Source organism: Flavobacterium sp. 25HG05S-40 (assembly GCF_052654735.1).
The window spans coordinates 1,033,706-1,056,267 of sequence record NZ_CP199750.1; the positions used below are offsets into that span (position 1 = coordinate 1,033,706).

Below are 22,562 nucleotides of genomic sequence, written 5' to 3' on the forward strand. Positions count from 1 at the left end.
AATCCTTCAAAGATAAAAAAATCTTAATTCAAAAGGTACTTTTGAATTAAGATTTTAAAAAATTGTTAAAAAACCGTTTACTTATGCTATTTCGGTTTCTTCAGTCGTTTTGTCGAATGGTCTTTTTCCGAAAATATGCTCTAAATCATCTTTGAAAATGACTTCTTTTTCAATTAAAATATTGGCTAATTGTTCTAATTTATCTTTGTGGTCTTGCAGTATTTTGATAGCTCTTTGGTATTCATTTTCAATCAAGCTTGAAATTTCTTGATCAATAACCAAAGCGGTTTCTTCTGAATAAGGTTTAGAAAAATTATACTCGCTTTGTCCGGTAGAATCATAATAAGTGATGTTACCCAATTTCTCGTTCAAGCCATAAATGGTAACCATAGCACGAGCTTGTTTAGTAACTTTTTCAAGATCGCTTAAAGCTCCTGTTGAAATTTTATTAAAAATAACTTTTTCGGCAGCTCTACCTCCCATGGTGGCACACATTTCGTCAAGCATTTGTTCCGGACGGACGATAAGTCTTTCTTCTGGTAAATACCATGCGGCACCTAGACTTTGTCCTCTAGGAACGATGGTTACTTTTACCAACGGAGCTGCATGCTCTAACATCCAACTAACTGTAGCGTGACCAGCTTCGTGAACAGCAATAGCGCGTTTCTCATCTGGAGTAACAATTTTATTTTTCTTTTCTAAACCACCAACAATTCGGTCAACAGCGTCTAAAAAGTCTTGTTTGTCAACAGCAGTTTTGTTATTTCGAGCTGCAATTAATGCTGCCTCGTTACATACGTTGGCAATATCAGCTCCAGAGAATCCCGGAGTTTGTTTGGCTAAGAAATCGGTGTCGAGTCCTTCTACTTTTTTTAGTGGAGCTAAATGCACTTCAAAGATTTCTTTTCGCTCTCTGATATCCGGTAGATCTACATATATCTGTCGGTCAAAACGTCCGGCACGTAGTAAAGCTTTATCCAAAACATCAGCTCTGTTTGTTGCTGCAATTACTATTACGTGTGTGTTCGTTCCAAAACCGTCCATTTCGGTTAGTAATTGGTTCAAGGTATTTTCACGCTCGTCATTTCCGCCAGAAATGTTATTTTTCCCTCTAGCTCTACCTACAGCATCAATTTCATCGATAAAGATAATTGAAGGTGCTTTGTCTTTGGCTTGTTTAAATAAATCACGAACTCGTGAAGCTCCAACACCTACAAACATTTCTACAAAGTCAGAACCCGACAAAGAAAAGAAAGGTACTTTGGCTTCACCAGCTACAGCTTTCGCCAATAAGGTTTTTCCTGTTCCCGGAGGACCTACTAAAAGTGCTCCTTTCGGAATTTTTCCACCTAAAACGGTATATTTTTCAGGAGTTTTAAGAAACTCAACAATTTCCTGTATTTCTTCTTTGGCACCTTCTAATCCGGCAACATCTTTAAAAGTGGTTTTTACTTCAGTTTTTTCATCAAAAAGTTTGGCTCTTGATTTTCCGATGTTGAAGATTTGACCTCCGCTACCGCCAGCACCACCAGACATTCTTCTCATGATTAAAACCCAAAGCCCTAAAATGATAACAAATGGCAATAAGGTGATTAGGATGTCAGACCAATTGCTTTTCGCTTTAAAATCGAAATCTTTTAGTTTGCCTTCTAGTTTTGCTTTTTCGATACTGTTCTGAAAAACTTCATCATTACCAATATCAAAGGAATAGTGCGGACCTTTATTAGCGTTGCCTAACATGTCTTTTGCTACCTTAATATTCGCTTTCTCTTTTAGCGCTTCTTTGGTTAAATAGGCTTCACCTTCAGTTTTGTTGTAGGCAATCACTTTTTCAAATTGTCCCTTATTTAGACTTTCAGTAAATTTTGAGTACGAGATTTTGGTGGTATCCTGAAAACTGGAACCTCCAAAATAATTAATTGCAATAAATCCGACAATTACGATTACATAAATTAACCACGGACTTATTTTGAAATTATTAGAATTTTTTTCGTTTGCCATTTTTTATTCTGTGAACAATTTTTAATATTTATTTTGGATGGTAGTTATTTTGGCATCGCCCCAAAGTCCTTCGATGTTGTAGAACTCACGGATTTGTTTTTGGAAAACATGTACTACAATATTCACATAGTCCATTAATACCCATTCAGCATTGTCCGTGCCTTCAACATGCCAAGGTTTGTCTTTTAATTCTTTAGAAACTAATTTTTGGATAGAGTTAACAATCGCGTTAACTTGAGTGTTAGAATTCCCGTTACAAATGATAAAATAGTCGCAAACTGCGGTGTCTATATCTCTCAAATCCAGGATGTCAATGTCATTCCCTTTTACTTCTTCAATTCCTTTAATGATGTTCGCCAAAAGAACATCTGTATTAACCGCTTTCTTCGTCATTTATTATTTATGTATGTTTTGCAAAGGTATTACTTTTTGTCTTTATTTTTGCTTAACAAAACTTTAAAATTCATTACTATTTTCAATTCTATCATGCCTATAATCAAACTCGATGCCATAGATTCTACGAACGATTACCTGAAGCACTTATCAAGGGAATCTGAGGTAAAAAATTATACCATTGTCATGGCTAACGAGCAAACCAAAGGCAAGGGGCAAATGGGAGCAAAATGGGTCTCCGAAAAAGGTAAAAACTTAACTATGAGTATTTTGGTTAAAGATTTGTGCTTTAAAAATGAGAAGGTATTCGATTTAAATATAACGGTTGCCCAATCGGTTATACATGTTTTAAAAAAGATTGACATTCCAAAGCTCGCTGTAAAATGGCCCAACGACATAATGTCAGATTCCAAAAAAGTGGCAGGAATTTTAATTGAGAACTCTTTAAAACCTGATGGAACTTTGGTTTCGGTTATTGGGATCGGATTAAATGTAAACCAAACCAATTTTGAACATCTTCCGCAGGCGACCTCTTTGCAGTGCATAACGGGAGAAGCTTACAGTTGCGAGGAAATTGCCATACTAATGAGAAAATCTTTAATAGAAAAACTATCACTTTTAAGTCAAAATTCAGAATTACTATGGAAGGAATACCATGACAATCTCTATAAAATCAATTTCCCTTCAGCTTTTGAAAATCCTAATGGGAATCGTTTTATGGGTATTATTCAGAAGGTGACTAAAGAGGGAAAACTTCAAGTTTTGCTCGATGATGATAGTTTAATTCATTGCAATCTTAAAGAAATTAAGATGTTGTATTAATTATAAAATCTGGATATCTCTTTGTCTTCTTACCTTCTTAAAAAATGCAAATCAATAAAAGTACTAAATTGGTATACATTTCTTTTTGGTTTGATTCTAATTAATTACTTTTGTGACGCATTTGCTGAAAGATGTTCAGCATCTCATCTAAACTAACTCTTTATTATGAACATACACGAATATCAAGGAAAAGAAATTTTAGCAAGTTATGGCGTTCGCGTTCAACGTGGTATTGTGGCTAGTAGTCCGGTTGAAGCTGTGGCTGCTGCAAAACAATTAACTGCAGAAACAGGAACGGGCTGGCATGTAATCAAAGCTCAAATTCACGCAGGTGGAAGAGGAAAAGGAGGAGGAGTGAAGTTGGCCAAGAATTTACAACAAGTGGAAGAAATATCAGAACAAATTATTGGGATGATGTTGATAACACCACAAACACCGCCGGAAGGGAAAAGAGTAAATAAAGTTTTAATTGCTGAGGATGTTTATTATCCTGGTGAAAGTGAAACTTCTGAGTTTTATATGTCAGTACTTTTAAATAGAGCCAGAGGAAGAAATATGATTATGTATTCGACTGAAGGAGGAATGGATATTGAAGAAGTGGCTGAACATACACCACATCTAATTTTTACAGAAGAAATTGATCCGGCAGTTGGATTACAAGGTTTTCAAGCTCGTAGAATTGCTTTTAATCTTGGGCTTTCAGGGAATGCATTCAAAGAAATGGTGAAGTTTGTAGATTCGTTATACAACGCTTATATCGGTTCTGATGCTTCGATGTTTGAAATCAATCCGGTTTTAAAAACTTCTGACAACAAAATTATGGCTGTTGATGCTAAAGTGAATATTGATGACAATGCTTTATTCCGTCAGCCAAAATATGCTGATATGCGTGACATACGTGAAGAAAATCCAATAGAAGTTGAAGCAAAAGAAGTAGGTTTAAATTATGTAGATCTTGACGGAACTGTTGGTTGTATGGTAAATGGTGCCGGATTAGCTATGGCAACGATGGATTTGATTAAATATGCAGGTTTTGAGCCAGCAAATTTCCTAGATGTTGGTGGAACTGCCGATGCAAAACGTGTGGAAACAGCGTTTAGAATTATCCTTAAAGATCCCAACGTAAAAGCTATTTTGATCAATATTTTTGGTGGAATTGTACGTTGTGATCGAGTAGCACAAGGTGTAGTTGATGCCTATAAAAATATGGGTGATGCTATTAAAGTGCCGATCATTGTGCGTCTTCAAGGAACCAATGCTGAAATTGCAAAAGAGCTAATTGATAATTCTGGTATGCCAATTTTATCAGCAACACAATTTCAAGAAGCTGCGGACCAAGTAAAAGCTGCTTTGTCATAAATATGTATTAAATTCTCATTAGAAATACAATCCCGAGTGAAAGCTCGGGATTTTTTATTATTTTTCGACTTTATTTTTCCATTAGCGCCACTACATGAATACTACCCATTTTTCCGCCAAAAGAATCAATTTGCTTATTGTAATAATTTCATCATTGCTGATGTTAGTGGTTCTTAATTTGCCTATAAAAGCAAAACCATTTGGAGACGAGTTCTCTTTCCATGCGCAGTCTAAAAATCTGGCTGCCTACCTAAAAGGGGATTTAGAGTACAGTAAGGTATACATAACCAAGGCACCCGGACCTGTTATTTTTTATACTCCAGCGTATTTACTCGCGCCAACCAACCCAACAGACCAGCAGCTTTGGACCTATGCTGTAATAACAACTTTTTTGATTTCAACTCTTAGTTTGTTGCTTCTTTTTAGGATTGGTGCTACTTTGTTTTCAAAAGAAGTTGGTTTTTTTGCAGTGGGACTTTCCTTTGTTTTTCCTATACATGCCTATTATTCGTTAGGGGTACTGGCTGAAATTCCGGCTTTTTTCTCTTTAGCCTTAGCACTTTACGGTTGGTCTATTATTACTGTTAGTCCTGATAAAAAAAGAGGATGGGTATTATTAACAATAGGAATGTGGTTTCTGATTTTAAACAGACCTAATACCATGTTGCTTCTCGGATTAGGGTTCATGGTTCTAGGATATGCTTTCCTAAAAAGAAAAGATTTTTTCAACGCCTACGGAAAAAAATTAGCGTTAACTTTTTGCGTTGTAGGGTTATCGAGTTTCGCGGTTCTTCAATTAGCCAAAAAGATAACAGGAACAAATTCGGTGGAAAATCAGGAAAATTTATTCTACTTTGTGGCACATCAGGGAAGATTTCAATTTAGAGACGAACCCACCGATTTTCGGTTTTGGGATAATGACGTGAGAGCTGACAGCAAAGATTATCAGAATTGGGGAAAAAGCGGCGGTGAATTAGGTACCATAATGGAACAGTCGAATCGCTCTTATACCGATGTTTACAGAGAATTTTTGATTCAAGATGCTTTAGAACATCCTTTTTTATTCGCTCGTCAGTTTTTTGTGAAATGTTTTTACGGACATGTGTATTTTATCAATAGTGTGCGCCCAAAAGACTTTCATCTTGGTCCAATTCAAGGCGTAGTTGCTTATTGGTTTGTAATTTTAATGATTAATGCAGTAAACTTATTACTGATTTTTGGCGCATTATTGTTTATATTCAGGCAAAAGAATTTGATTCATTATTGGCTGTTTTGGGGAGTGATAGTATCGTTACTTATTTTTCACGGACTAACCTATATGGAGCCTCGTTATATGTTCCCGTCAAGAGTTGCCTTTTATCTTATGAGCGCAGCTGGTTTATATCAATTGCAATGGATTAAGAATAAAGTCAACTTTATTGCTAAATTTGTTTTTCCAACCAAACATCCTATCCACTGATGGAAACCAACCAAAAACCAATAATCGGTATTGTTTCTCCTTGTTATAATGAAGCTCTAGTGCTACCTGAAACCGCAATAAAACTTAATGAAATCATCGCGAATTTGGTAGGTAATGACCGAATTTCTGAGAAAAGTTTTGTAGTGTTCGTTGATGATGGTAGCAAGGATCTTACTTGGCAGATTATTGAAGAACGTGCTAGTCATTTGCCTTACATTAAAGGATTAAAATTAGCTGCCAATGTTGGACATCAAAAAGCATTATTAGCCGGATTACTAACCTTTAATGAAGAAGCCGATGCTTTGATTTCTATTGATGCCGATTTGCAGGATGATATTAGTGTTATCGAACAAATGATTTCGAAATTCCAATCGGGGACTGATGTTATTTATGGTGTTCGAAAAGAACGAACAACAGATACTTCTTTCAAAAGAAATACCGCTTTGCTTTTTTACAGATTAATGAAAATGATGAAAGTCAACATCATTCACAACCATGCCGATTACAGACTATGTAGTAAAAGAGTCATAAAAGCACTTTCTGATTTTGGTGAAGTGAATTTGTTTTTACGTGGAATTATTCCAAGTATAGGTTTCAGTAAAGACATTGTCTATTATGATCGATTAGAGCGCTTTGCCGGAGAATCAAAATACCCCTTCCGTAAAATGGCTGCTTTCGCTTGGAATGGTATCACGTCATTTAGTAATTATCCCTTAAAATTGGTCAGCATTATCGGATTTGTTATCTTCTTTTTGTGTTTAATAATGACGGGCTATGCCTTGTTTGCTATCTATTCCGGAGATGTAGTTCCGGGTTGGCTTTCAACCGTGTTACCAATGTATTTCTTAGGAGGTGTACAATTGTTCTGCTTTGGTATTATTGGTGAGTATATTGGAAAGATTTATTCTGAAGTAAAGCAACGACCACGCTATTTTATTGATAAACGAGTAGATTAAAATTATGGAGAAAGATTTCGAAAAGAAATATCATGATGTGGAATCAGATCATTGGTGGTTTAAATCACGCAGAAAGTATTTGCTCGATTTATTGAAAAGTGCTCCCAAAGACAGCAAAATATTGGATATAGGCTGTTCGTCAGGAATATTTTTAAATGATCTTGAAAAGTTGGGTTTTAAAAAGGATAATCTTTTCGGAATCGACATCAGCGCAAAAGCTATTGAAAATTGCAAAGCCAACGGAATTCCGCACAGTTATGTCATGGATGCTCAAAATATCACCCTTACCGAAAGTTTTGACATCATTATTGCTTCGGACTGTTTGGAACACCTTAAAGAGGATCAAAGAGCCCTAAAAAACTGGAAGAACTTGCTCAAAGTTGGTGGAAAAATGTATGTTTTTGTACCGGCATTCATGTCGTTATGGAGTTACCACGATGTGGTGAATATGCATCACAGGCGCTATACTAATGCCGAACTAAAGGCCAAAATCGTTACAGAGCATCTAGAAATTCAAAAGGCAGGCTATTGGAATTTCTTTTTGTTTCTGCCGGTGTATTCTTTCCGAAAACTCAGTGCTATTATTCAAAAAAACAAAAAAGGAGAAAGTGATATTACTATCGGAAATCCGTTGGTCAATAAAGCATTGTTGCAATTAATTATTTTTGAAAACAAACTCCTAAAAGTCATGAATTTTCCTTTTGGAGTCAGTACGTTTTGCATTGCTAAAAGAACCGAATAGCTTCAAATTCTAAGTCAAAACGATGGAATACTCATTTGGTTATTAAGAACCTCAATGATAATGCTATTTTTGTTTTAGCATGAGTCAAAATGTTTCTTATGAAAATAGTTAAAATTCTCTTACTCTTTATAGCACTGATATCATCGGTGACTTCTTGGTGTCAAAATCAAACGGCTGATAGCTTGGTTTCTGTTTTGCAAAAAACCAAGAACGATATTGATAAAGCCAAGCTACTGAATCGTATTGCCGACGAATATAAATCGACGGATCCTAAGTTAATGCTTCATTACGCCAATCAAGCGTTACAGCTTTCCATTAGAATCAAATTTAAAGCCGCCGAGGGAAATGCCTATCAAAATTTAGGAAATGCCAATATTATAAGTGGTAATTATCCCAAAGCTTTACAACATTTTACTAACGCGCAAACTATCTTTGAAAAAGAGCTCGACAATGCTTCTGAAAACGCAACGGAGCTTAAGAACAGTCTGGCTCGTGCTTACGGAAGTATTGGAATCGTTTTTTCGGAACAAAGCAGCTATGCCAAAGCCTTGCAATACGAACTGAAAGCATTGAAGATTTACGAAGAAACCAAAAATCTGGAAAAATGTGCTCGTTTGTATAACAATATCGGTATTGTTTATAAAGCCCAGGGAGATGACTTTAAAGCACTGAATTACTTCATTAAATGCCTGAAATTACAGGAGAAAATCGGAGATGAAACGGTAGGCATCACAACGACTAATATTGGAAATAGTTATCTGCATCAGAAAAACTTTCCCAAAGCAATTTCCTATTACAACAAAGCGCAACAATTGTTTGCTAAATATCCGAATCCACGAGGTTTGGGCGAATTGTACAACAATTTAGGGTTGTATTATACCCAAACGAATAATCCATCTGAAGCGCTGAAAACCTTTGATAAAGCCATTACAGCGTTTACTGCTATTGAAGATAAATTTGGGATTTCGGATACCTATTTTTACATCGGAACTATTTATTACAATCAAAATAAACTTGGCGAAGCTTTATCGGCAACCAACCAATCCTTAGCCTTAGCCAAAGAATTACAGATCATCGAGCAGATTCAAATATGTGAAAAACGACTGAGCGAAATCTATGAAAAACAAAACAATACCACCGAAGCTTTAAACCATTTCAAATTGTACAGCACCGCCAAAGATAGTGTGGCCAATGCCGAAAATATCCGTAGCAGTGTGCGTGCCGAAATGAATTTTGAGTTTGAAAAGAAAGAAGCGCTCCAGAAGAAGGAACAAGAAAAACGCGAATTTGTGTACAGCGAAGCTTCCAAACGACACCAACAGCAAATCTTTTTTATCATCTTATTTATTTTATTGGCCTTCGGAATCATATTTTTGATTTACAACCGACTGCAATTAAAGAAAACCCTAACCTTACAAAAGGAACTGGCAGAATACGAACAGAAAGCGTTGCACTTGCAGATGAATCCCCACTTTGTATTTAATTGTCTGGGTTCAATATCGAGTTTTATCGTGCAAAACGGAACGGATTCGGCCATAAAATACCTGTCGAAATTCTCTAAATTAATGCGACTGACCTTAGAATACTCAAAAGAATCATTGATTCCGATTGATAAAGAAATGGAAAGTCTGCAAAACTATTTGGAGTTGGAACAATTGCGCTTTAACCAGAAGTTTGATTTTACCATTACCAAAAGCAAAGACATAGAAGACGACATGGCATTACCTCCGTTATTATTACAACCTTTTGTAGAAAATGCCATCATACACGGATTGATTCCGAAAAACGAAAAGGGAAATATTGCTATTGATTTTACTATTGAAAAAGAAAATTTAATTTGTTCCATTCAGGATAACGGCATCGGCTTTGATACCTCGAAATCGATAAAAGAAAATCTGGTTTCGGTTCACAAATCGATGGCATTGGATATTACCAAAAAACGTCTGGAAATGATGGAAGCCTCTACATCGCGCAAAGCTAATGTTGCCATTGAGGAACTGAAAAACAATAAAGGTGAAATTCTGGGAACTATGGTGATTTTGAATTTGCCTATACAGTATATTAAATAGGTTTATCCGGATTATGAGGGTTATAAAGGTTATAATGATTGTAACTCTTAAACCTCATAAACTTCTTTAAACCTCATAAACTTTAAACATGATAACAACCATACTCATCGACGACGACGACAACTTAAGAGCCGGAATGAAAACGCTTTTGACACGTTACGCTCCGGAAATAACTATCATTGGCGAAGCCGATAGTGTAAAAACTGGTACGGAACTATTACTGTCGCATCAGCCGCAAGTGGTTTTTTTGGACATTCATTTGGGTGACGGTTCGGGGTTTGATTTGTTGGAAGAAGTCAATAAAAGAGGAAAGCTAAATTCACAGATTGTATTCATTACAGCCCACGAGCAATACGCTATTAAAGCGTTTCGATTCAGTGCGTTGGATTTTTTACTGAAGCCTGTAGATCCTGAGGAATTGGAGAAAGTAATCGCAAAAATCAAAACGGTTTTAGTGAAGAACGACAGTGTGGCACATATCGATTTGTTGTTGGAAAACATTCGGAAAAAGGTCGATAATTTTAAAAGAATAGCCTTGTCTACCTCAGATGGCATTCATCTTTTTGAGATTAGCGATATCATCCGTTGTGAAAGTGAAGACAATTACACCAAGTTTTACATCAAAAACAACAAGCCGATTCTGATTTCAAAAACCTTGAAAGAATATGAAGAACTGCTTACGGAACATGGTTTTGAACGCATCCATCAGTCGCATTTGATAAATCTTTCCTATTTGAAATCGTATATCAAAAAAGATGGTGGTTATGTGGTGATGTCGGACAATAGTAATCTTCCGATATCTCAACGAAAACGAGACCGATTGCAGGAAATTTTAAAGACCTTATAACGAATTCTAAGTCAAACCAATCGAATACTCAAATGCTGTTAACAGACACCAATATCGAACCTATCTTTACTGAAGAACAAAATCAGTCAAAACCAATACTAATGATTATGAAAAAACTATATCTACTACTGTTGCTTTTTTCCGGATTAACCGGATTTGCAGTTGCGCCACCAATCATTAATGATCCAACACCATTAGTGGTTTGCGATTCTCTTAATGACGGATTTGAAGTGTTTGATTTAACGGTTAAAATTCCAGAAGTATTAGGTTCACTAAATCCAAATTTGTATGCCCTTACTTTCCATGAAACCATGACAGATGCGGAAATTAATGCCTTTACAATTTCAAATCCAACAGCTTACCAAAATATAAATCCTTTATCTCAATTTATTTACATTCGAGTTCAAGAAATAGCGACAGGCGATTACAGTCTGACAAGTTTAGAGTTGGTTTTAAACGCAACACCAATAACCAATCAGCCACCTAATTTAACAATAGAACAAATTCCGTTTGTAGGTACAGCTGTTTTTGATATAACGGTGAACGAGTCTTTATTTCTTAATGGGCAGACAGGGGTGTCTGTTACGTATCATACCTCTCTTGCTGATGCGGCTTCTAATGTTAATCCGATACCTACACCCACTTTTTATACCGGAGTGAATGGCGAAACTATTTGGGTAGTTGCTCGCAATATTTCCGGATGCTTTACCATTCGCAGTTTCCGATTGTTTATCACCAATCCCGATATTGTGTATATTCCAGATCCCATCTTCAAGAACTATTTAGTCAATCACAATCCAACTATAGACTCTAATGGAAATAATGAAATAGAGTATTCAGAAGCAGCACTTTACGGGAGTATATTTTTACTAAGTGAAAGAAATATTAGTGATTTAACAGGTGTGGAGGCATTTATCAATTTGAGAGAGTTGCATTGCAACAATAATTTCCTGACCTCTTTAAATGTTTCCGGATTAAGTAATCTTACAACATTGTATTGCGCATACAACCAATTGAGTACTTTAAATGTTACCGGAACGACTAGTTTATTTACATTAGAGTGCAATAATAACCAACTAACAACGCTGGATGTCTCCAATTTGAGCAATCTCTATCTGTTTTTTTGTGATAATAATTTGTTGACAACGTTAAATATTTCCGGTACAACAAACTTACATGACTTCGCCTGTGGTTTCAATCAACTGACCTCTATAGATGTTTCAAGTTCATCGAATTTGCTTTCTTTCGGATTCGAGAACAATCCCATAAGTGCTGTGGATGTATCTAACCTTCAAAATTTGACGAATCTCTATTGTGTCAATACTTTGATAACAACATTGGATGTATCTAATTGTACGTCATTAAATGTTTTAGTTTTCTACGACAATGCCAATTTGACTAGTGTGTATATGAAGAACGGAAGAAATGAGGGCATCAATTTAACCAACTGTCCCAATCTTAGCTTTATTTGTGCCGATGAAACACAAATAAATGATGTACTGCAATTGTTAGCTCAGTTCCTGATTACGGATGTAGTAGTAAACTCTTACTGTTCCTTCTCACCCGGAGGTAATTACAACACTATAGTGGGTTCAATCAAATATGATGGTGATGGTAACGGTTGTGATGTTAATGATGGTGGTTTACCGAATGTTCGCGTGAATATTTCAGACGGAACCCAACAGGGCGCCACATTTAGTAATGTCAATGGAGGATATATATTTAATACTTTAACAGGGACTTATAATTTAGAAATAGGTACTGAAAATCCAAGTTGGTTTACGATTTCGCCTGCCACAGCGACAGTTAATTTCCCTGATACCAATAACAACCAATCAGTTCAGAATTTCTGTATTACGCCTAATGGTGTCCATCCTGATTTAGAAATTATAATAGCACCATTATTAAGTGCAAGACCTGGTTTTCTGGCCAGTTATAGTCTAGTAATCAAAAACAAAGGCAATCAAACCATCACACAAGCCAATGATGGTATTAGCTTCACTTACGATCCTAACCGAATGAGTCTTGTTGAAACAAGTGAACCGGTTTCTTTACTAACTGCTCCACCGGGAACACTGAATTGGGATGTTCTTAACTTAATGCCTTTTCAAAGTAAAAGCATCACTGTAGTGATGAATGTTAATCCGCCAACGCATCCTACTTTCCCAGTTAATATTGGAGATGTTTTCAACTTTACAGCTACAGCAAATCCCATTGCTGGTGACGAATCACCATCAGACAATGCCTTCCAGTTAAACCAAACCGTTGTTGGTGCTTATGATCCTAATAATATTATTTGCATTGAAGGCAATATGGTTTCACCTTCTGAAATCGGAAACTACTTGCATTATGTAATTAATTTTGAAAATACTGGTAATGCGGCAGCCGAAAACATTGTGGTTAGAGAAATTATTGATGTCAATCAGTTTGATGTTACTACGTTACAACTTCTTGACAGCTCTGCTGGTGTAACAGCAAGACTTACTGGTAATGTGGCCGAATTCATTTTTTCGGGAATCAATTTAGAAGCAGGTGGACACGGTAATATTCTTTTGAAAATGAAAACGAATAATACTTTAGTTGAGGGTGATAGTGTAAGCAAAAAAGTCAATATCTATTTTGATTATAACTTTCCAGTAGAAACGTTACCAGAAAACACCTTATTTCAGGCGTTAAGCAATCCAGATATTGCTATTGATGATTCTATTTCAGTATATCCCAATCCATCAAAAGGTATGGTGAATATCAATTGTGCCAGCACTATCAAATCGGTACAGATGTATGATATCCAAGGGCGATTATTGCAGACGAGTCTTGTCAACAAAAATCAAACGGATTTTGATCTTTCAAATCAATCCAACGGGGTTTATTTCCTAAAAGTAATTTCAGAAAACGGAATAGGAGTGAAGAAAATAGTTAAAGAATAAGGTAAATAGTAGTAATTAAAGAGTTCCTTTCCCACTCTGTTTAGAGTGGGATTTGGAGAGAAAAAATGTTCAAATCAAAGTAGTGTGTCATGAGAAAATTATTGTATCTTTTTGTATTAGTTGCCGGTGTAGCGAATGCACAAATTGTAAATATTCCGGATGCGAATTTCAAGGCAAAACTGATTGCCCTTGGAGTTGATACGAATGCCGATGGAAATATTCAAGAAAGTGAAGCTTTGGTTCCGACAACTTTGAATCTGAATCAATCAAACATTAACGATATTACGGGAATTGAATCGTTTACAAATCTTCAAAGTTTAGATTGTAATTTCAACCAATTTACCTCATTAAATGTTAGTAACTCCCCCAATCTTGTATATGTCAATTGTTTTAATAATCAACTTAGCAGTTTAAATGTGAGTGGATTGACCAGTCTTGAGTCTATTAATTGCGGCAATAATAATCTTACATCATTAAATGTAAGTGGATTGATAAATCTTGAGGCGCTAAATTGCTATAATAATCAGCTTACTTCTCTCAATGTTAACGGTTTGATAGCTTTACAAGTTATAGATTGCAGCACCAACCAAATTACATCTTTAAATGTAAACGGATTAACAAACCTCATAGGGTTATATTGTTATAACAACCTGATTCCCTCTCTAACTGTTACCGGACTGCCCAATCTAATTAACTTTGACTGTAGTAATAATGTATTGACTTCATTAAATGTGAGCAACCTAAATCAGTTGCAGGTTTTATATTGTTTTGGCAATCAGCTTCCTATTATTAATTTCAGTGGCATACCAGCGCTAAAATGGCTAGATTGTCACAATAACCAAATTCCTTCCCTTGATGTAAGTAGCTATTCAGATTTAATCGAATTAAAATGCCACAATAACAATATCAATACTTTAAATGTAAGCGGATTGACCAGTCTTCAGCTTTTATATTGTTACAATAATCAACTGAATACCTTGGATGTAGTTAGCTTGACTAGCCTTGAAGAGTTGAATTGTGGCAGTAACCAGATTACTACAATTGATTTGAGTTTGTTGACAAACCTTGTTTATTTTCAGTGCGATTACAATCAGTTTACAACACTAGATCTTTCAAATAACCCAATTACAGAATTCTATTGTAATGATAACACATTGCTTGAAACGGTGTTTATGAAAAATGGAGCAGCATGGAATCCAGGTGTATCTATTGAATGTTTTATCGGTTGCTCAAGCCTTGAATTTGTATGTGTTGATGAAAATGAAGTCGTAGTAGCTATGGATGCTGTAGATAATGCCAATTTAATAAATACGGTGGTAAGTAGTTATTGCTCGTTTGTTCCTGGCGGAGATTATAATAGCATTACTGGAACCGTTTCTTTTGATGCTAATAACAATGGTTGTGATGCTAATGATTTATTTCAACCCAATATCAGAGTAGATATTAATGACGGAACTGACTTTGGAGCGAGTTTTACTTCTGTTAATGGTAATTATGAATTCTACACGCAAACCGGAAGCTTCGCAATTACTCCATCTATTGAAAATCCAACGTGGTTTAACTTTACGCCATCATCTGTTTCCATTCCATTCACCAATAACAGTAATAACAGCGTTACTCAAAATTTTTGTCTTAGTGCAAACGGTATTCATCCCGATGTGGAAGTCGTAATCGCCCCCAATAACACCGCTCGACCAGGTTTTGATGCTGTTTATCAATTAGTTTACAAGAATAAAGGAAATCAAACACTAACAGGAAATATAGAGTTTACTTATGACGAGACATTACTTGATTTTGTTTCTTCCAATATAGCACCAACATCTCAAACAATAGGAATTCTGGCTTATGATTATACCAATCTGTTGCCTTTCGAAAGTAGAAGTTTTGAAATTATTTTACATGTAAATGCTCCAACGGATACACCGCCGGTAAATATTGGCGACCAACTCAGTTTTACAGCAACAGTAAATCCAATTTTGGGTGATGAAATTCCATCGGATAACACCTTCCGGTTTAATCAAACCGTTTTTGGAGCTTATGATCCCAATGAAATCGTTTGCATTGAAGGCAATATGGTTTCACCCTCTGAAATCGGAAACTACTTGCATTATGTAATCAATTTCGAAAACACAGGAAATGCCCAAGCCGAGAACATTGTCGTTAGGGAAGTTATTGATGTCTCTCAGTTTGATGTCAATTCATTGCAATTAATGAACAGTTCAGCTCCAGTAACTGCGAGACTTACGGGTAATGTGGCCGAATTTATTTTTTCGAGTATCCATTTAGAGGCAGGTGGTCATGGTAATATTCTTTTAAAAATGAAAACTAAGAACACTTTAGTGGAAGGTGATAGTGTAAGCAAAAAAGTCAATATCTATTTTGATTATAACTTTCCAGTAGAGACGTTACCGGAAAACACGTTGTTCCAAGCGTTAAGCAATCCCGATGTTGCTATTGACGCTTCCATTTCAGTATTTCCCAATCCCTCAAAAGATAGGGTAAATGTCAATTGTGCTAGTACTATCAAATCGATTCAATTGTATGATATCCAAGGGCGATTGTTGCAGACGAGTCTTGTCAACAAAAATCAAACGGATTTTGATATGTCAAATCAATCCAATGGAGTTTATTTCCTAAAAGTAATTTCAGAAAACGGAATAGGAGTGAAGAAAATAGTTAGAGAATAAAAGTTAGTTAAAATTTGATTCCGAAAACTCACGATGTTTGTCGTGAGTTTTTTTATTAGAAGAAAGTGGTGTATAATAAACTTGCAAGTTTTATCAAAATATTAACGAAAACGTTGTCTTAATTCTTTTTTATTTCGTCACCAATTCGCTAATTTTGTCGAATTAATGATTTTATTAAGATTTATTCCCATTTTATATCATGTCTAAAACAGCCATATTAGAATTCGATGGAAAAAAGTATGAACTTCCGGTAATAGTAGGAAGTGAAAACGAAGCCGCCATCGATATTGAAAAATTACGTGCCTTAACAGGTGCTATTACCCTTGATCCCGGGTACAAAAACTCAGGTTCTTGTAAAAGTGATATTACTTTCCTTGACGGAGAAGAAGGAATTCTTCGTTACCGTGGCTATTCTATCGAAGATTTAGCGGATAAAGCCGACTTTCTTGAGGTAGCCTATTTGGTTATTTTTGGAGAATTGCCTACCAAAGCCGAGCTTGCGCAATTTGAAACCGATATCAGAAAATATACTTTGGTAAACGAAGAAATGAAAAACATCATTGACGGTTTCCCAAAAACGGCTCATCCAATGGGTGTTTTGTCGGCGCTTACTAGTGCATTAACCGCTTTTAACCCTAAAGTAGTCAATGTAGAAAATGATAAGGAAATGTATGAGGCCGTTTGCAAAACTATGGGTAAATTTTTGGTTATTGCTACTTGGACGTATAGAAAAATGATGGGTTATCCTTTAAACTATTATGATAATACCAAAGGTTATGTTGAGAATTTCATGCATTTAATGTTTGAATTACCAACAGGACCATACAAAGCTAGTCCAGTAGTTGTTGATGCTTTAGATAAGTTATTCATTCTTCATGCGGATCATGAGCAAAACTGTTCTACTTCTACAGTACGAATTGTAGGTTCTTCTCATGCGGGATTATTTGCTTCTATTTCTGCCGGTGTTTCTGCACTTTGGGGACCTTTACATGGCGGAGCCAATCAGGCCGTTTTAGAAATGCTTGAAGCAATTCAAAAAGACGGTGGTGATGCAGCAAAATATATGGCAAAAGCAAAAGATAAAGACGATCCTTTCCGTTTAATGGGTTTTGGTCACCGTGTATACAAAAACTTTGACCCAAGAGCCAGAATCATCAAAAAAGCAGCTGATGAGGTTTTAGCTACTTTAGGAGTTGATGATCCTATTTTAAATATTGCCAAACAATTAGAAGAAGCGGCGTTGGTTGACGAGTACTTCGTATCAAGAAAATTATATCCAAATGTGGATTTCTATTCCGGTATTATTTATCGTGCTCTCGGAATTCCAACAGATATGTTTACGGTAATGTTTGCTATCGGACGTTTACCAGGTTGGATTGCGCAGTGGAAAGAAATGCGTATCAACAAAGAACCTATCGGAAGACCAAGACAAATTTATACAGGCCATCCTTTACGCGACTTCGTTGCAATGGATAAAAGATAAGGTTTATACCAATTCTCTAAAAAACTCTCTGCATTTACAGAGAGTTTTTTTTTGCCAAAACCTCAAATAGTGCTGTAAGGTATTTTTAAGTATGTAAGATAAATTCTTATTGTAAATCATAAAATGTGTAATTCAACGATTTTATAGGTATTTTGTAGATATTTTTAAAAAAAGAATATACATTTGATATTGTCAAAACAGCAGAACATATCATCAAAAAATTATCGGAGATTCTAATTAATTCTTTAATTTTTAAATGTTCTGTTATGAAAATGAAAACTACCTATTGTATTACAATCGTAACTCTTATCGGATTTGTTTTTGCATCCCATGCACAAACGGATAACATCTTCTTCGGAAATAATGTTGGAGCTACTAACTCTGGAAATTTTAATTTGGGGTTTGGTAAAGATGTACTTACTCAGAACTCAGGAAACAGTAATCTTGCTTTTGGAATTGGCGTACTGCAAAATGCTTCTGGTGGATTTAACTGTGCTTTTGGAAATGGAGCCTTGGCAAGTAATACCACTGGAACCCTAAATTCGGCATTTGGTACAAGAGCTTTGCTAAGCAATGTTTCAGGAATTCGAAATATTGCTATCGGGCACAGAAGTTTGGAAGCCAACATCGAAGGAAACAATAATACTGGGATTGGTTATGGCTCTATGTTATTAACCATTGGAGATAGTAACGTTTCCGTAGGTTCTTACAGTCCGAGAAGTCTACTGTCTGGAGATAATAATATTTTCCTAGGGACGGAAACCGGTATCAACTTACAAAACGGTAACAATAATGTTATTATTGGAACAAGAGTTGCTGTCGAAAAAGTGCCAACAACGCCTTTTTTAGCAGGAAATGATTTAAATAAATCCATCATTCTTGCCGATGGTAATGGATTACAAAGAATTTTTATAGCCAGAAATGGTAATACTGGAATTGGCTTAGGGAATAATGTTATCCCAAACAACAGATTAGATGTAAAAGGTGGAGTCGTAATAGGTAGAAATTTTACTCCGGATGGCACTAGTTTTGGAGAAGTAGCACCAGCAAGCGGTTTATTAGTAGAAGGCAAAGTCGGAATCGGAACAGGTTCTCCAAATAATAAAGTAGAAATTACTCATGGTACAGACGGACACTCCGGACTTAGATTTACCAATCTTACTAGTAGCTTTAATAACGTAACTGTGCAACCAGGTAATAAATTTTTAAGTGTTAATGCTTCTGGCGATGTTGTTTTACAAAAGGTATCTAACGCTGTGGAAAGTAATGTACTTACTTCGAATGCCAATATCATGACTAGTAATGTCAATTCCATAACCTCTTCTGCAACTATCGTAAATTCAATTTCCAATACGATAAATACCAGCAATCAATTAATAACTACGGTTAATGGTTTACAAAGTGCACCAGTAAATCTTCCAGCACCAATCGCTGAAGTGGACGGTAGTATTACAAACGAATTGCAAACTCTTTCTCAAAACGGAAATACCATTACACTTTCCAACAATGGTGGATCATTCACCTTACCAACTTTTAACGATACAGATGCTCAAGCATTAGCATTGGCCGGAAATGTTTTATCTATCTCTAACGGAAATAGCGTGACGCTTCCTTCATATCCGCCACAAACGATTTCACAAATAGGTAACACCGTAACCTTATCTAATAATGGTGGGTCATTCACTTTACCAACTTTTACAGATACTGATACAGATGCTCAAGCATTAGCATTGGCTGGAAATGTTTTATCTATCTCTAACGGAAATAGCGTGACACTTCCTTCGTATCCACCACAAACGATTACACAAACAGGTAATACCGTGACCTTATCTAATAATGGTGGATCATTCACCTTGCCAACATTTACCGATACAGACGCTCAAGCATTAGCATTAGCTGGAAATGTTTTATCAATTTCTAACGGAAATAGTGTGACGCTTCCGTCGTATCCACCACAAACGATTACACAAACAGGTAATACCGTAACCTTATCCAACAATGGTGGATCTTTTACACTGCCAACGTTTACGGATACTGATACAGATGCTCAAGCGCTTGCCTTAAACGGAAATGTTTTATCCATTTCAAACGGGAACAGCGTGACGCTTCCTGCTTATCCACCGCAAACGATTACGCAATCTGGTAATGTCGTAACCTTATCCAACAATGGAGGTTCTTTTACATTGCCTTCAACTACTGTTGTAGCTGGGACAAATGTAACAGTAACCGGAAATGGTTCAACAGCAACTCCTTACCGAGTAAGTTCTACCGATAGAAGTATTTTTGCTGATAACGGAACTTTAAATCAGGCTACTACGATAAACAACAATAGAATTGTTTATATGAACAACCGAAACATTTGGTTCAATGGCTCTAGTAGCGAATCTAACGGTAAAATTTATATTGGCTCTACAGCTACCTATCCTACTACCACCGGAAATTACAAACTGTATGTTGAAGGTGGAATCTTGACTGAAAAAGTGAAAGTAGCGTTGAGAAGCACCGCTAATTGGGCCGATTATGTTTTTGAAAAAGACTATAATTTGATGCCTTTAGAAAATGTAGAAGCTTACATTGCTGAGCACAAACATTTACCAGGTATTGATTCTGCGGAAGCATTAGCAAAAGATGGACTTGACTTAGCGGAGATGCAAGCAAAACACATGGCAAAAATCGAAGAGTTAACACTGTACATCATCGAACAAAATAAAGCCATAGAGAAAAATACTAAGGATATAAAAGAATTACAACAGCAAATACAACTACTAACCGCAAATCAGGATTAATATGAAAACCTTAGTAAAAACACTTCTGGTTTGTGCTATTTGTTTTCATTCAAATATCCTCTCGGCACAAATCAATGAGTATTTGAATTCTGAAAACAACAGGATTTCCAATGCTGCCGAAGTTGAGCTCGATATTCAAAAGTTTATTGATGTTAATTTTAGTCAATACGAATTGTCTCAGGCTGTAACTGATGAAGTAATCGAACACCTCAGAAGCGAAGAAGAATTTACCGATGCTCAGTTGCAGCAAGCTATTCTGAAAGCTAAAATAGTGGAGTTGCGAAAACTGTTTTTTATTCGGAATCCGGATAAAAAAGAAAACTATTTTGCCCGACCAATTCCGGTAACCATTCAACAAGATTGCGTCAATGGTGATTTTGAAAACGGTACCGCGGGGTATACCTTTTGGTCTGATCCGCATCCGCAACCGGCTTCGGGAGTAGATTTTTTCCAGTCCTGTGCTACGCCAACATCAATTTCGGCGACAAACATGGTTACACCAGTAGTAAATGACATGAATGCTACCGTCACCTTAATTGACAATACTAGCCCGGGATATCAGCAGTTTGATCCCGTTTTAGCGGGCTTAGGTTATAATATTCCGACATTGTATAGTGCTGGTGGTAATAAGTGCATCAAGCTGAACAATCAGCAAGGTTTAGGATCATCTGACCAAACCACTATTTCCCGATATTTTCCAAACATCAACGAGCCTACAATCGACTTTAATTTTTCGTTGGTCATGGATAATAAGCCTGAGCACGGTCAGCCTATTCAGCCCTTTTTTAGAGTGAGAGTTTTGGATCAGTTTAATAATGTGGTAGATGAAATTTGCATTATTGCCAATCCGGATAACTGCTTGTTTAATGTGATTTATGTTAGCCAAAGAAGAAGAGTATTGTATACCGATTGGATTTGTGCTCGATTGAATGTAGGCGAAATTCTAAACCAACCGGGAACTATCGAATTCACAGTAAGTGACTGTCAACCTTCTGCGCATTTCGGAACGGTTTATATTGATAATATCTGCGGAAGCGTTTGCGCCAGTCCACAGTTAGGTGCCTTAAACACAGAACCAACCAACATCAATTGTCCTGATGTAGCAAGCACTACGCCAATTCAAGTTTGCGGAACGTATCAACCGCCAGCCAATGCTACGTTAAATTCCATTGTATTAAATATTACGCAAGATGGAAACGTGATTGGAACTATTAATGCGCCAACGCAACTCACAGCGACAACATTTTGTTTCGACGTTTTGCCGAGTTTATTCGGAGCCGATCCGACTGGTAATTTTGAGTTCCTGATTGATGCGAATTTTAATGTGAATTGTCCAGCCGGAACCTTTATCTATACGATTTCAGATAATTCGGCTAATGTGGGTCCCGATGTAACTTTTGTAGATTGCTGCCAAACGATACTGACCTTAGTGTCTCCAGCAGATGATGTCAATAACACGGCAATTGATGCTGTTAAGAAAAAAGAACGATCCGATTGGATAAAAGCTGCCAACATTGTTTCGGTTGGTGATAATGTGCTGTCAAATGGAGTCGTCTATCATGCCGAAAATTACGTCGAACTCAATCCGGGGTTTGAAGCCGAATTTGGAGCGCAATTTGCCGCCTATCCCGAAGGGTGTTCTGCGAGCTATATTTATAAAGGGCCAGCACCATCAGTAGCGGTTCAGCAGCCTGTTGTTGATGAAAGAGTTAATTTGGTAAAAGTGGCAAGAGATTTTGTTATTGTTCCCAATCCCTCTAGCAGTGTTATCGATATTATCATGAACAATGCAAAAATGAATAAGGTAAGTATCACAACCATTGACGGAAAAGTAGTTGACGAGCGCACAATAGATTTAGCCGACCAAACCCAATTTGATGTAAGCCGATATGCCAATGGTATTTATATCATCAACGTTACTTCAGAAGATGGGAAAATGCTAACGAAAAAGTTGATCAAAAATTAGAAGGAGTTTTGAAATAGTTTATAGTTTTAAGAAAGAAAGCTTCTCCCAACCGAGAAGCTTTTTTA

Annotated in this window: 14 protein-coding genes; 12 read left to right on the forward strand and 2 right to left on the reverse strand. The window is 36.3% G+C overall.

Annotation, left to right across the window (positions count from 1 at the left end; translation table 11 throughout):
• Positions 1–81: 81 nt before the first annotated feature.
• Positions 82–2,001, reverse strand: coding sequence for an ATP-dependent zinc metalloprotease FtsH (ftsH, locus tag ACULEU_RS04475; RefSeq protein ID WP_445454252.1), 1,920 nt, complete (start codon positions 1,999–2,001; stop codon positions 82–84).
• 21 nt (positions 2,002–2,022) lie between these two features.
• Positions 2,023–2,394, reverse strand: a complete 372-nt coding sequence (gene rsfS, locus ACULEU_RS04480; RefSeq protein WP_445454253.1) for a ribosome silencing factor — start codon at positions 2,392–2,394, stop codon at positions 2,023–2,025.
• A gap of 93 nt (positions 2,395–2,487) precedes the next feature.
• On the opposite strand from rsfS, the gene ACULEU_RS04485 reads away from it, so the two are divergent.
• From ACULEU_RS04485 to ACULEU_RS04540, 12 genes are all read left to right on the forward strand, one after another.
• Positions 2,488–3,216, forward strand: coding sequence for a biotin--[acetyl-CoA-carboxylase] ligase (locus ACULEU_RS04485; protein ID WP_445454254.1), 729 nt, complete (start codon positions 2,488–2,490; stop codon positions 3,214–3,216).
• A 165-nt stretch (positions 3,217–3,381) separates the two neighbouring features.
• On the forward strand, positions 3,382–4,575 hold the full coding sequence (gene sucC / locus ACULEU_RS04490) for an ADP-forming succinate--CoA ligase subunit beta (protein ID WP_445454255.1): 1,194 nt from the start codon (positions 3,382–3,384) through the stop codon (positions 4,573–4,575).
• 130 nt (positions 4,576–4,705) lie between these two features.
• Positions 4,706–6,034, forward strand: a complete 1,329-nt coding sequence (locus ACULEU_RS04495) for a hypothetical protein (RefSeq protein ID WP_445454256.1) — start codon at positions 4,706–4,708, stop codon at positions 6,032–6,034.
• Positions 6,034–6,990: a glycosyltransferase family 2 protein gene (locus ACULEU_RS04500; RefSeq protein ID WP_445454257.1), complete on the forward strand. Its 957-nt coding sequence runs from the start codon at positions 6,034–6,036 to the stop codon at positions 6,988–6,990. Before ACULEU_RS04495 ends, ACULEU_RS04500 begins: the two co-directional genes overlap by 1 nt.
• A 4-nt stretch (positions 6,991–6,994) precedes the next feature.
• A complete protein-coding gene (locus ACULEU_RS04505; protein WP_445454258.1) occupies positions 6,995–7,732 on the forward strand; it encodes a class I SAM-dependent methyltransferase in 738 nt (245 codons plus the stop codon).
• A 98-nt stretch (positions 7,733–7,830) separates the two neighbouring features.
• The gene (locus ACULEU_RS04510) at positions 7,831–9,801 is read left to right on the forward strand and encodes a tetratricopeptide repeat-containing sensor histidine kinase (protein ID WP_445454259.1); all 1,971 of its coding nucleotides are present in this window, start codon (positions 7,831–7,833) and stop codon (positions 9,799–9,801) included.
• Between the two features lie 88 nt (positions 9,802–9,889).
• Positions 9,890–10,648: a LytR/AlgR family response regulator transcription factor gene (locus ACULEU_RS04515; RefSeq protein ID WP_445454260.1), complete on the forward strand. Its 759-nt coding sequence runs from the start codon at positions 9,890–9,892 to the stop codon at positions 10,646–10,648.
• Between the two features lie 32 nt (positions 10,649–10,680).
• Complete coding sequence (locus ACULEU_RS04520; RefSeq protein ID WP_445454261.1) at positions 10,681–13,575, forward strand: T9SS type A sorting domain-containing protein; 2,895 nt, start codon at positions 10,681–10,683, stop codon at positions 13,573–13,575.
• Positions 13,576–13,664: 89 nt separating this feature from the next.
• Positions 13,665–16,262, forward strand: coding sequence for a T9SS type A sorting domain-containing protein (locus ACULEU_RS04525; RefSeq protein WP_445454262.1), 2,598 nt, complete (start codon positions 13,665–13,667; stop codon positions 16,260–16,262).
• A gap of 199 nt (positions 16,263–16,461) precedes the next feature.
• Positions 16,462–17,745: a citrate synthase gene (locus tag ACULEU_RS04530; RefSeq protein ID WP_445454263.1), complete on the forward strand. Its 1,284-nt coding sequence runs from the start codon at positions 16,462–16,464 to the stop codon at positions 17,743–17,745.
• 266 nt (positions 17,746–18,011) lie between these two features.
• Complete coding sequence (locus ACULEU_RS04535; RefSeq protein WP_445454264.1) at positions 18,012–20,531, forward strand: hypothetical protein; 2,520 nt, start codon at positions 18,012–18,014, stop codon at positions 20,529–20,531.
• A 1-nt stretch (position 20,532) separates the two neighbouring features.
• On the forward strand, positions 20,533–22,497 hold the full coding sequence (locus ACULEU_RS04540; protein WP_445454265.1) for a T9SS type A sorting domain-containing protein: 1,965 nt from the start codon (positions 20,533–20,535) through the stop codon (positions 22,495–22,497).
• Positions 22,498–22,562 lie beyond the last annotated feature (65 nt).